The organism is Microbacterium sp., from assembly GCF_040394595.1.
GTDB lineage: Bacteria > Actinomycetota > Actinomycetes > Actinomycetales > Microbacteriaceae > Microbacterium.
In genome coordinates, this window is sequence record NZ_JBEBSA010000001.1 from 299,584 (window position 1) to 311,706 (window position 12,123).

The 12,123-nt window shown below is 70.3% G+C and carries 11 protein-coding genes; 1 reads left to right on the top strand and 10 read right to left on the bottom strand.

The annotated features are described in order from the left end of the window. Positions 1 to 11: 11 nt before the first annotated feature. The 6 genes from ABWO84_RS01565 to truB all read right to left on the bottom strand — a co-directional run bounded on the left by ABWO84_RS01565 (position 12) and on the right by truB (position 6,246). Positions 12 to 1,040: a 6-phosphofructokinase gene (locus tag ABWO84_RS01565; protein ID WP_353111818.1), complete on the bottom strand. Its 1,029-nt coding sequence runs from the start codon at positions 1,038 to 1,040 to the stop codon at positions 12 to 14. A 215-nt stretch (positions 1,041 to 1,255) separates the two neighbouring features. Continuing rightward, positions 1,256 to 3,397 (bottom strand): DEAD/DEAH box helicase, encoded by a 2,142-nt coding sequence (locus ABWO84_RS01570; protein WP_353111820.1) that lies wholly within the window; start codon positions 3,395 to 3,397, stop codon positions 1,256 to 1,258. Positions 3,398 to 3,595: 198 nt separating this feature from the next. Next, positions 3,596 to 4,540, bottom strand: coding sequence for a bifunctional riboflavin kinase/FAD synthetase (locus tag ABWO84_RS01575; RefSeq protein ID WP_353111822.1), 945 nt, complete (start codon positions 4,538 to 4,540; stop codon positions 3,596 to 3,598). Then, positions 4,537 to 4,926, bottom strand: a complete 390-nt coding sequence (locus tag ABWO84_RS01580) for a hypothetical protein (RefSeq protein WP_353112284.1) — start codon at positions 4,924 to 4,926, stop codon at positions 4,537 to 4,539. The genes ABWO84_RS01575 and ABWO84_RS01580 overlap by 4 nt, the downstream gene beginning before the upstream one ends. Before the next feature lie 61 nt (positions 4,927 to 4,987). Further along, positions 4,988 to 5,356 (bottom strand): hypothetical protein, encoded by a 369-nt coding sequence (locus tag ABWO84_RS01585; RefSeq protein ID WP_353111824.1) that lies wholly within the window; start codon positions 5,354 to 5,356, stop codon positions 4,988 to 4,990. Next, positions 5,353 to 6,246 carry a tRNA pseudouridine(55) synthase TruB gene (gene truB / locus ABWO84_RS01590; protein ID WP_353111826.1) on the bottom strand — a complete coding sequence of 298 codons (894 nt, stop codon included), beginning with the start codon at positions 6,244 to 6,246 and terminating at the stop codon, positions 5,353 to 5,355. Before truB ends, ABWO84_RS01585 begins: the two co-directional genes overlap by 4 nt. Before the next feature lie 190 nt (positions 6,247 to 6,436). On the opposite strand from truB, the gene ABWO84_RS01595 reads away from it, so the two are divergent. Next, a complete protein-coding gene (locus tag ABWO84_RS01595) occupies positions 6,437 to 7,339 on the top strand; it encodes an iron-sulfur binding domain-containing protein (protein ID WP_353111828.1) in 903 nt (300 codons plus the stop codon). 7 nt (positions 7,340 to 7,346) lie between these two features. Here the strand turns inward: ABWO84_RS01595 and rbfA are convergent, their stop codons facing one another. From rbfA to nusA, 4 genes are all read right to left on the bottom strand, one after another. Next, complete coding sequence (gene rbfA, locus ABWO84_RS01600; protein ID WP_353111830.1) at positions 7,347 to 7,778, bottom strand: 30S ribosome-binding factor RbfA; 432 nt, start codon at positions 7,776 to 7,778, stop codon at positions 7,347 to 7,349. 131 nt (positions 7,779 to 7,909) lie between these two features. Beyond that, positions 7,910 to 10,657 carry a translation initiation factor IF-2 gene (gene infB / locus ABWO84_RS01605; RefSeq protein WP_353111832.1) on the bottom strand — a complete coding sequence of 916 codons (2,748 nt, stop codon included), beginning with the start codon at positions 10,655 to 10,657 and terminating at the stop codon, positions 7,910 to 7,912. A 59-nt stretch (positions 10,658 to 10,716) separates the two neighbouring features. Continuing rightward, the gene (locus tag ABWO84_RS01610; protein ID WP_353111834.1) at positions 10,717 to 11,007 is read right to left on the bottom strand and encodes a YlxR family protein; all 291 of its coding nucleotides are present in this window, start codon (positions 11,005 to 11,007) and stop codon (positions 10,717 to 10,719) included. A gap of 41 nt (positions 11,008 to 11,048) precedes the next feature. Beyond that, positions 11,049 to 12,035: a transcription termination factor NusA gene (gene nusA / locus ABWO84_RS01615; RefSeq protein ID WP_353111835.1), complete on the bottom strand. Its 987-nt coding sequence runs from the start codon at positions 12,033 to 12,035 to the stop codon at positions 11,049 to 11,051. Positions 12,036 to 12,123 lie beyond the last annotated feature (88 nt).

The following is a 12,123-nucleotide window of genomic DNA, read 5'->3' on the forward strand; positions in this document are numbered from 1 at the left end:
CGCCCCACCGCTCAGCCGAACAGGGCCGCGGCCTCGTCGTAGCGATGCCTCGGTACGGTGTTCAGCTCGCCCAGCGCCTCTTCGAACGGGACGCGGACGATGTCCGTGCCGCGCATCGCCACCATCTGGCCCCACGCGAGCTCGACGAGCGCGTCGGCGGCATGGAGACCGAGCCGGGTCGCGAGCACGCGATCGAACGCCGACGGCGACCCGCCGCGCTGGATGTGCCCCAGCACGGTCGAACGGGTCTCGATGCCCGTGATCCGCTCGATCTCCGGCGCGAGGATCTCGCTGATCCCCCCCAGACGGGGACGGTTGAAGGCATCCAGGCCCTTGTCGCTGTACGCCTCGTCCATGCCGGTGAGGGTGAAGCCCTCCGACACCACGACGAGGGGGGCGCGTCCGCGGTCGTGCGCGCTCGAGACGAGGGAGCAGATCTCGTCCATCGACATCGGCACCTCGGGGATGCAGATGACGTGGGCCCCCGCCGCCATGCCCGCGTGCAGGGCGATCCATCCGACGTGGCGGCCCATCACCTCGGCGACCATGCACCGCTGGTGCGAATCGCCCGTGGTGCGGAGACGGTCCATCGCATCGGTCGCGATGTTGACCGCGGTGTCGAACCCGAACGAGTAGTCGGTCGCACGGAGGTCGTTGTCGATCGTCTTCGGCACGCCGAGCACGTTGAGCCCGTCCTTCGCCAACCGGTCGGCGGCGGCGAGGGTCCCCTCCCCGCCGATCGCCACGATGCCGTCGATGCGGTGCTTCGCCAGGGTCTTCGCGATGTTCTCCGCGCCGCCGCGCGGCCCCTCGTAGGGGTTGGTCCTGCTCGTGCCGAGGATGGTGCCGCCGACCTTCGACAGCCCCTTGACCTCATGGCGGGTCAACGGGAAGAAGTCCCCGTCGACGACGCCGCGCCAGCCGTCGCGGATCCCGACGAACTCGAGGTCATAGGTCGTGGTGCCCTTGAGCACGATGCCGCGGATGACCGCATTGAGGCCGGGGCAGTCGCCGCCGCTGGTCAGGATGCCGATCTTCATGCTGCTGCCTTCATGCTTCGGGAAAGGGGGAAAGGCGACGCTGCCTGCCTCCGACCCTAGCGTCGAACGCCGTCCGTGCGCCATTCAGATCGCTCGAAAACGGCCGATCTTGCGCCCGATACCAGCCCTGATGGAGATTCTTCGTCTCGATACCCGCCGAAGACACAGAACGGGCGTCAAGAACGTAAGTTCTTAACGCCCGTTCTGCAGAAGCCTCAGGCGGCCCCGAGCGCCTCCCGCAGCAGGTGCATCAGCGCGCCGAGCTGCACGGACTCGGTGCCGCCCGCCTCGACGTCCTCGCCGTCGAGTGCACGGCCCGCGAGTCCCTGCTTCTGGTCGATCAGCTCCGCGATCTTGGTGTCCAGCGTGTGGGCGGCGATGATCCGCCACGCCGTCACCGGCTCGTCCTGGCCGATGCGGTGCACGCGGTCGATGGCCTGCGTCTGCTCGGCCGCCGTCCAGCTGAGCTCGGCGAGCACCACGTTGGAGGCCGCCTGCAGGTTCACCCCCACGCCGGCCGCGGTGAGCGAGCACACGGCGATGCCCACCTCGGGGTCGGCGTTGAACGCGTCGATCGCCTGCTGACGCGCCGGGGTGGACTGATCGCCACGGATCGACACCGCCTTGATGCCCGAGGCGGCGAAGTGCGCCTCGGCCTGGTCCATCACGTCGATGTGCTTGGCGAAGAAGACAACCTTGCCGACCGAGCGCTGCAGCTGCGCCGCATAGTCGGCGGAGAGCTGCGCCTTGGCCTGGCCGATGCGGCGCACCATCGTGAAGACGTTGTCTCCGCCGGTGCCGGCAGCCTTCGACTCCTCCAGCTCGCCGTGGGCGACCAGGCGAACGATGTCCTCGTCGATCTCGCCGGGCGCGAGACCGCGGTCTCCGCGGGCCTCGATGATCCGACGGTACTTCGCCGCCATCCTCTCCCCCAGCTCGCGCTCGGCCTGGCGGATGCCGCGGCCGAACTCGTCGTCGAGCTGCACCGGGAGGTCGGCGATGAGCTTGTCGGGGAGATCCGCGGCGACGTCCTTCTTCTTGCGTCGCACGATCCCCATCGAGATCACCGCGTCGCGCGCCTCGGCGTAGAACGACTTGTCAGCCGGGGTGAGCCCGGTCGCGTCGAGCTTCTCCATCAGCAGGCTCTCGGGCTTCTCGCCGTTGGTCCAGCCGAGGAAACGCCAGATCGCGTCGAAGTCCTCGACGTCGTTGATCAGCGGCGTTCCTGTGAGCGCCAGCATGAGCGGATCGCGCTCGCGCTCCCGGATGCGGGAGGCCAGGGCCAGCACGTTCTGCGAGCGCTGCGACGACAGGTTCTTGATGAAGTGCGCCTCGTCGACGACCATGCCCTTGAGCCCGATCGAGGACAGCCAGGACAGGTGGCGGTCGAGGATCTCGTAGTTCACGATGAACACGTCGGCGAACGCGTCGATGTCGTCGCCGTCGCCCTGGATCACGGTCGCGCGGCGGTGCGGCGTCCACCGCTCCACCTCGCGCGCCCAGTTCATCTTGACGACGTTGGGAACCACTGCCAGCAGCGGATACGCGCCCGCAACCGAGGCCGCGATGGCCGACTGCGCGGTCTTGCCGAGGCCCGGCTCATCCGCCAGCAGGAAGCTGCGGTGCCCGGCGCGCACGGCTTCCAGGAAGCGGGCCTGGTGGGCCATCACCTCGAGGCCCTTCGGCGACACGTGGTCGTACTCCGGGGTGGGCGGGAGGTCCATCGTCGCGGAGCCTCCGCCCGCCCCCGACTCGAACGCCTTGTAGAGCGGTCCCATCAGCTCCCAGCCGTCGAGGCGACGGCGCGGGACGGATGCCGGGCGCGGCGTGAGATCGGGTTCGAGGAACGGGTTCGCGAGCTGCCGCGACTCCACCGAGGGCGGCGTGACCTGCCGCTCGGCGAGCGCCGCGGGGACGACCGTGGTGGTCCGCACCGGTGCGACGTCGGTGATCACCAGCTCCTCGGGCGCGAGCTCGGCACCCGACTCGAGGAGCCAGTCGCGGCGCATGCGCTTGGCGACCGGGCTGGTCGCCTGGTCGGCCTCCAGCAACTGGATGAGGGACGTGTCACGGGCCGCGGTCTTGGCGAGGATCGTCGCCACGCCGTCGAGGCGTTTGAGCAGCTCGGCGCGCGCGGCGTCGGTCAGCTCGGCGTCGGCCTTCACGCGGGCGCGCTCCTCGCGCACCAGGAACGCGATCACCTGGAACTTGACGCGGTTGGTCGGGCCCAGCTTCCCGCGCTGGGCCTTCGCCTCGATCTCGCGCACCTTGCGGGCGAGGATCGGGATCAGGGGCGCCTCGTCGTCACGACGGGACGTCTTCTTTCGCCGCTGAGCGGCGGGTGCCGTGGTCGGCATGCTCCTCCTGAGCGTGTGATGTCGAAGCCGAGGCATCGGCCTTACATGTCGTCCGCGTGTGGCGCCAGCCAGGACCGTGCGGACCATCGGATCATCGTCGCCACGCAGCTGAGGCGTCCGGCGGAATCCGGGGCCCATTCTACGCCATCGACTCCCCCGCCCGCTGGCCGCCGCTCCGGTGTGTCAGCAGAGCGCGCGTCAGGACCGGAGTCCGAGCACACTCCGCGCCGCAGTCACGTCGGCGTCGATCTGCGCGACGAGCGCGTCGATGCCGTCGAAGGCCACCATCCCGCGAAGTCGCTGCGTGAACTCCACCGTGACCACGTGGCCGTAGAGGTCGAGATCGGTCTCGCCCAGCACATGCGCCTCGACCTGACGGCGCGGGACGTCGTCGAAGGTGGGGTTGGTGCCGACCGAGATCGCGGAGGGGTGGCGCATGCCGTCGTCGATCAGCCAGCCGGCATAGATCCCGTCCGCGGGAATCAGCGCGTCGACGGTCTCGGAGAGGTTGGCGGTCGGGAATCCGAGCTCGCGACCCCGCTTGAGGCCGTGCACCACCTCTCCCGTCACGGACACCGGACGGCCGAGCAGTCGCGCCGCCTCGGACACGGCGCCGTCGTCGAGCAGCTCGCGCACCCAGGTGGAGGACACCCGACGATCGGTCCCCTCGGGATAGACGTCCTCCACGACGTCGACGGTGAAGCCGTGCACCGCACCGAGCTCGCGCAGCAGATCGGGGCTGCCGGCGCCGCCCTTGCCGAAGCGGAAGTCGCGGCCCACGAGCATGGTCTTCACGTGCAGTGCGCCCACCAGGATCTCGTCGACGAACTCCTCCGCGGTCCGCGAGGAGAGCGCCTTGTCGAAGGTGAGGAGCAGGGTCGCGTCGATGTCCTGGTCGCTGAGCAGCTCGAGCTTGCGCTCGATGTCCACGACGTTGTCGGGGCAGATGTCCGGGCGCAGCACCGCGAGCGGGTTGCGGTCGAACGTCACGGCGACCGTCCGGGCGCCGGAGGCCGCGGCGTCCTCCTTCATCCGGCGGATCACCGCCTGGTGCCCGATGTGCACACCGTCGAACTTGCCGATCGCGACGACGGACGGGCCGAAGTCCGCCGGCACCTCCTCGAGGTTGCGGAAGACGATCATGCCTGGACCCCCGGACGGTGAGTGCGCAGCCACCACAGACCGAACAGCGGCAGCACGAGAGGGATGAAGAGGTATCCGCGCCCGAAGAACGACCAGACGGAGTCGTGCCCGAAAAGCTGCGGGAGCACCAGGCTCAGGGTCCCGACGACGAGGACGCCGACGAGCTCGAAGACGATGGCGATCCAGGCCACGGTGTACCACCCGCGGCGATGGGCGAGGATCAGGGCGAGCGTCGCCAGGATGTAGACGACGGCCGCGAGGGCGGAGAGCGAGTACGCGAGCGGAGCCTCGTCGAACCGACGCACGATCTGCACGAAGCTGCGGCCGGTCGCGGCGAGCGCCATCACGGCGTAGACGATGACGAGGACGCGGCCGATGCCCGTCATGCGGGCGCGCGAAACGGTGTTGGTCATTGCATCCTCCATCCTATGGTCCGGCCGGAACGACTCAGGCGATCTGCACGGTCCAGATCGTCTGCATGCGCCACAGCATCACCGCGAGCGCGAGCCCGACCACGCCGAGGATCACCGTGCTCCACCGGCTGCGCTCGAGGAGCGCCCAGGCGACCCCGCCGAGCGGCAGCAGCACAGCGGCGACGAGATACACCCAGTACTCGAGCAGGTCGCCGGTGGGCGGGTTGCCTGCGAGCGGCGCCACGATCGCGACGACGACCTGCACGATCAGCAGCAGCTCGACCAGCGCGAGACTGCCGACCGTCCAGTCGCTCGGACGACGTCCGGCGAGTCCCGCGATCACGCAGAACAGTCCGGCGGCGCAGGTGACGACGATCTGCACGATCGTGAACCACAGGATCATCGGGCCTCCTCGGGCATGTTCATGGCGCTCTTCAGATCGGCGCCGCGGGCCTCGACGATCCCGACGAGCGCCCTGCCGGGGTCGATCGCAGCGGCCTGCCGGGCGGGGAGCCGGACGGCCTGCCCCGAGAGCCTCTTCCCGTGCCGCAGGTCCCGCGCCTCGTCGGCGGTGACGTCCAGCACCGGGAGCACCCGCGCCGCCGCGTCGGCCGGTGCCAGCGTCGGCGCGCCGGCGAGGGCCTCGATCTCCACGGCCTCCGCGACGTCGAAGCCCCCGACGCGCGCGCGACGCAGTGCGGTCAGGTGGCCGCCGACGCCGAGAGCGGCGCCCAGATCCCGTGCGAGGGCGCGGATGTAGGTACCCGAGGAGCAGTCGACGACGACGTCGAGGTCGCGATACCCGTCCCCCTCGCGCACCGCGAGGACCTCGAAGCGCGAGACGGTCACCTCGCGGGCGGCGAGCTGGACGTCCTCGCCCGCACGCACCCGATCGTAGGCGCGCCGGCCGTCGACCTTGATCGCCGAGACCGCGCTCGGCACCTGCGAGATCGGACCGGTCAGCCGCGCGATCTCCCAGGCGATGCGCTCCCCGGGCAGCCCGGAGACCTCGTCGGGACCGGCGGAGGCGAGGATCTCACCCTCGGCGTCATCCGTGGTCGTGGACTGCCCGAGACGGATCGTCGCCTCGTAGGTCTTGTCGGCGCCGACGATGAAGGTCAGCAGACGCGTCGCCCCCTCGATGCCGATGACCAGCAGCCCGGTGGCCATCGGATCGAGCGTCCCGGCGTGCCCGACCTTGCGGGTGCCGAACGCGCGCCGGACGCGCGCCACGACGTCATGACTCGTGAGTCCGCCGGGCTTGTCGACGAGGAGGATGCCGGGCGAAGCCATGCCTCCAGGTTATCCGTCCTCAGCCGCACACCTCGTACAGCGGCTCGTTCCTCGTGGTCACCGCGACCCCGCTCACGGTGCTCTCCCCTCCCGGGACACGAAGAACATGCGGTCGACGCGCAGCAGGCGTCTTCCGCCGATCGCCGGCTTCTGCGCAATCGCGTCGCGGACGCCCGGATAGGCTTTCCTGGTGCCCCGACCGTCCGCTGCCGCGCCTCCCGGCTGGGCCGCGACCCTGAACGCCTGGTACCGCGAGGCCGCCCGCGATCTCCCCTGGCGGCGTCGGAGTTTCGCCGATGCGTACGGCGCCTGGGGCACACTGGTCAGTGAGTTCATGCTGCAGCAGACGCCGGTGAACCGCGTGATCCCGCACCTCGCCGCTTGGCTGGACCGCTGGCCGACGCCCGCGACCCAGGCCACCGCGACCCCCGCCGAGGTCGTCAGCCAATGGGCGAACCTCGGCTACCCGCGGCGCGCCCTCTGGCTGCACCGCGCCGCCGTCGAAGTCGTCGATCGGCACGGCGGCGTGGTCCCGCGCGACGTGGAGTCCTTGCTGGCGCTGTCCGGCATCGGCGACTATACGGCGCGCGCCGTCGCGGTCTTCTCCTACGGCGACCGGCATCCCGTCGTGGACACGAACGTGCGGCGGGTGCTGGCACGGGTCGTGGACGGCCGATCGCAGCCCGGGCCTCCGGCCCGCTCGGACCTCGTCGCGATGGACGTGCTGCTCCCCGAGGACGCCTCCGAGGCCGCGACCTTCAACGCGGCGACGATGGAGCTCGGCGCGACCGTCTGCACGGCACGGGCACCCCGATGCGCGGAGTGCCCGATCGCCGCATCCTGCGCCTGGCTCGCGGCGGGCAGGCCGGACACCGGCGACGAGCGGCGGCGCCAGGCGAAGTACGAGGGCTCCGATCGTCAGGCCCGGGGAGCCCTGCTCCGGGCGCTGCGCCACGCCGACGAGCACCGGATGTCCGCCGATGAGGCCGCCGCCGACTGGCCGGACCCGGGCCAGCGCGACCGCGCGATCGACTCCCTGATCGCCGATGGCCTCATCGAGGCCGCCGACGGAATGCTGCGACTCCCCCGCTGAGATCGTCTCAGCGGTCGTCGTCCTCGTCCTCGGCCCGGTACGGGTCGGCCTCGCCGGCGTGCGTGGCCGTCGAGGCGAGCTTGGCCACCTCCGCATCGCGCTCGTGCGCCTGGCGGAGCAGTTCGGAGATGTGGTCCGCGTTCTCCGGCAGCGCATCCGGGATGAACTCCAGCGTCGGCACCAGACGGGTGCTGAGCTGGCGGCCCACCTCACTGCGCAGCATGCCCGTGGCCGAGGTCAGGGCGGCGCCGCTCGCGACGCGCTCCTCCTCGGTGCCGAGCACCGTGTAGAACACCGAGGCGTGCTGCAGGTCGCCGGAGACCCGCACGTCGGTGATCGTCACGAACCCGAGCCGCGGGTCACGAAGCCCCTTCTCGAGACGCTCCGCGAGGATGACGCGGATGCGGTCCGCGAGCCGTGCCTGTCGTTCCCCAGCCATGTTCCCTCTCCCTGCTTCACACGATCGTCGAGCGAGCGCCGCGAGACGGAACGCCCTCAGTCGAACTGAAGGCGTCCCGTCTCGTCACTTGCTTTCACGACTCGTCTGCATTTCGCTCGACGAGCGGCGGATCAGCCGCGCGGCTTCTCCACCAGCTCCGTGGTCTCGATCTCGTCGCCGATCTGGATGTCGTTGTACTTCCCGAGGCCGATACCCGCCTCGAAGTCCGTGCGGACCTCGGTGACGTCGTCCTTGAAGCGACGCAGCGACTCGATGGCCAGGCCATCGGCGATGACGACGCCGTCGCGGATGACGCGTGCCTTCGCATTGCGCGTGATCGTTCCCGAGCGGACGATGACACCCGCGATGTTGCCGAACTTCGAGGAGCGGAACACCTCGCGGATCTCGGCGACGCCCGACTGGACCTCTTCGAACTCCGGCTTGAGCATGCCCTTCAGCGAGCTCTCGATCTCGTCGATCGCGTTGTAGATCACCGAGTAGAACCGGATGTCCACGCCCTCACGGGACGCCGCTTCGCGGGCCTTCGCGTCGGGACGGACGTTGAAGCCGATCACGATCGCGTTGTCGATCGTCGCCAGGTTCACATCCGACTCCGTGATGGCACCCACACCGCGGTGGATGATCCGCAGCTGCACCGAGTCGTCGACCTCGATCTTGAGCAGCGACTCCTCCAGCGCCTCGACGGCACCGGACACGTCGCCCTTGATGATGAGGTTGAGCGTCTCGACCTTGCCCTCTTCGAGAGCACGGGTGAAGTCCTCGAGCGAGATGCGCTTGCGGGCCTTCGCCAGCTGCGCGTTGCGCTCGACGGCCTCGCGCTTCTCTGCGATCTGCCGGGCCATGCGGTCCTCGTCGGTGACGATGAAGACGTCGCCGGCGCGAGGGACCGAGTTCAGACCCTGCACCTGCACCGGACGCGACGGCGCCGCGGCCTCGACCTGGTCGCCGTTCTCGTCGAGCATCGCGCGGACGCGTCCGTAGGCGGTGCCCGCGACGATCGCGTCGCCGACGCGCAGCGTTCCCGACTGGATGAGCACGGTTGCGACCGAGCCGCGGCCCTTGTCGAGCTTCGCCTCGATGGCGACGCCTCGCGCGGCCTTGTTCGGGTTCGCCGTGAGGTCGAGACCCGCGTCGGCCGTCAGCAGGACGGCGTCGAGGAGATCCTGGATGCCGGTGCCGGCACGCGCCGAGACGTCGACGAACATGACGTCCCCGCCGTACTCCTCGGCGACCAGACCGTACTCGGTGAGCTGCTGGCGCACCTTGGCCGGGTTGGCCTCCGGCTTGTCCACCTTGTTCACCGCGACCACGATCGGAACTTCCGCCGCCTGGGCGTGGTTCAGTGCCTCCACCGTCTGCGGCATGATGCCGTCGTCGGCGGCGACCACGAGGATCGCGATGTCGGTCACCTGCGCACCACGGGCACGCATGGCGGTGAACGCCTCGTGACCGGGGGTGTCGATGAACGTGATCGCGCGCTCGTTGCCCTCGTGCTCGGTCCAGATCTGGTAGGCGCCGATGTGCTGCGTGATGCCGCCGGCCTCGCCCTCGATGACGTTGGTCTGACGGATCGCGTCGAGCAGTCGGGTCTTACCGTGGTCGACGTGGCCCATGACGGTGACCACCGGCGGACGGATCTCGAGGTCCTCGTCGCTCTCCGCCTCGAGCTCGGCCTCCAGGTCGAGTCCGAAGCCCTCGAGGAGCTCCTTGTCCTCGTCCTCGGGCGAGACGATCTGCACCTTGTAGCCGAGCTCCTCACCCAGCACCTCGAAGGTCGCCTCATCGAGGGACTCGGTCGCGGTCGCCATCTCGCCCAGGTTGAACAGGATGGTGACCAGCGTGCCGGGCTGCACGGTGTAGCCCCTCAGTGCCTCGAGCTTGTCCGCGAAGTCGGCGATCGATGCGCCGCGACGCAGGCGGATGATCTCGCCGTTGCCCTTCTGGACGTTGACGCCGCCGACGACCGGCGCCGACCGCATCTCGAACTCTTGCCGCTTCGCCCGCCGCGACTTGCGCTGCTTGCTCTTGCCGCCGCCCTTGCCGAACGCGCCGGCCGTGCCGCCGCCGGGGCCGCGACCGCGACCGCCGCCGCCACCGGGACGGCCGGCGAAGCCGCCGCCCGGACGCTGGAAGCCGCCGCCTGCACCTGCTCCGGCGCCACCGGGGCCGCCGCCGCCCGGACGGCCGGGGCCGCCGGAGCGCTGCTGGAACGGTGCGCCGGGGCGACCGCCCTGACCGCCGCGTGCGCCGCCCGGACGACCGGGCCCGCCGGGACGGGGCGCGCCGATGCGCGGCGAACCGGGACGGGGAGCCTGCGGACGCGGGATGTTGCCCGGCGTCGGGCGCTGGCCCATGCCCTGCGACGACGCGAACGGGTTGTTGCCCGGACGCGGGCCGGCGGGACGCGATCCCATGCCCTGCGAGGACGAGAAGGGGTTGTTGCCGGGACGCGGAGCGCCCGGCTTGGGGGCGCCACCCGGCTTCGGGGCGTCGGAGGCCTTCGGCGCGGCGTCCGCGGGCTTCTCCTCAGCGGGTGCGGCCGGAGCCGGAGCCTCGGCGGCCGGAGCCTCCGGGGCGGCCGGGCGCGCGGGACCGGGCTTCGGCCCGGGGGTGGGCGCGGCCTTCGCGGCCGGCGCCTTCGGGCCGGGGGCCGGAGCCTTCGTCTCGGGCTTGCCCGGGGCGGGCTTCGCCGACGGGTCCGCCTCGATCGCGGCGCGCAGCTTGCGCGCCACCGGCGGCTCGATGGTCGAAGAGGGGCTCTTGACGAACTCGCCGAGCTCCTTCAGCTTTGCGAGCGCGAACTTGCTGTCGACGCCGAGTTCAGCGGCGATCTCGTGCACACGTGGTTTGGCAGCCACAATTCTCCTGTCTGGGTCGGTCCGCCCAGGCAGGGCAGACCACTAGTCGCGGACGGGTCTCATTTCGAGCCGTTCACTTTGTTTCCATAGCCGTTCAGCCGTTTCTCGATGGTCTGCGCGTCCTCCGCCTCCGAAAACCGGAGGTCGGGGGACACACGGAGTGCTCGTGCGAAAGCCCGGCGCCGCAGTGCGGCGTTCAGACATTCGGGCGTCGGATGCAGCCACGCGCCCCTCCCGCTCAGCACGGCTCGCTCGTCGAGGATGAGGTGACCGTTCTGGGCTACCACCCTGATCAGGGCGGATCGAGAGGCACGACCGCGGCAACCGACACACGTTCGTACAGGTTCCATCTTACACCTCACCCCTGAGGGGAACGTCCCACCGCCACGCGTCAATCCATGACGCTGTCAGGCTGGATGTCGATCTTCGCGCCCGTCAGCTTGGCGGCGAGGCGGGCGTTCTGCCCCTCCTTGCCGATCGCGAGCGACAGCTGATAGTCCGGGACCAGCGCGCGGACGGCCTTGGTGCCCGCGTCGAGCACGAAGGCGCTGGTCACCTTGGCGGGAGAGAGCGCGTTGGCCACGAAGGTCGCGAGGTCGGGGTTGTGGTCGACGATGTCGACCTTCTCCCCCGCGAGCTCCTCGGTGACGGCGCGCACACGACGTCCGAGCTCGCCGATGCAGGCGCCCTTCGCGTTGATCGACGGATCGTTCGCCTTGACGGCGATCTTCGTACGGTGGCCCGCCTCGCGAGCGAGGGAGACGATCTCGACGAGTCCGGCGGCGATCTCCGGCACCTCGAGCGCGAACAGCTTGCGGACGAGACCGGGGTGGGTGCGCGACACGGTGATCGCCGGGCCCTTCACACCCTTGGAGACGCTCGTGACGTAGACGCGGAGCCGCGAGCCGTGCGCGTACTCCTCGCCGGGCACCTGCTCCTCGGGCGGGAGGATCGCCTCGACGGAGCCGAGGTCGACGTGGATCATCCGCGGGTTCGGGCCCTGCTGGATGACGCCGGCGACGATGTCGCCCTCCTTGCCGCGGAACTCGCCGAGCACGGCGTCGTCGGCGATGTCGCGGAGGCGCTGGCTGATGACCTGCTTGGCGGCGAACGCGGCGATCCGGCCGAAGTCCTCGGGAGTGGTCTCCTCCTCGCCGATGACCGCGCCCTCGTCGTCGAGCACGGGCTGCAGGACCGCGACGTGACCGGTCTTGCGATCGAGTTCGACGCGCACGCCCTCGGGGGCGACGGCGCCCTCGGGGGACTCGTTCTTGAGGTAGGCCGTCAGCACCGCCTGCTCGATGATGTGCACGAGTTCGTCGAAGGGGATCGCCTTCTCCTTCTCGATGCCGCGCAGCAGTCCGAGTTCGATGTCCATGACGGCCTCCATATTCAGCTCTCCCCGCCGGCCGGGATCGCCGCGGGCATCCGTCCAGAGTACCGGAAACCGGCCCCCCGACGCCCGT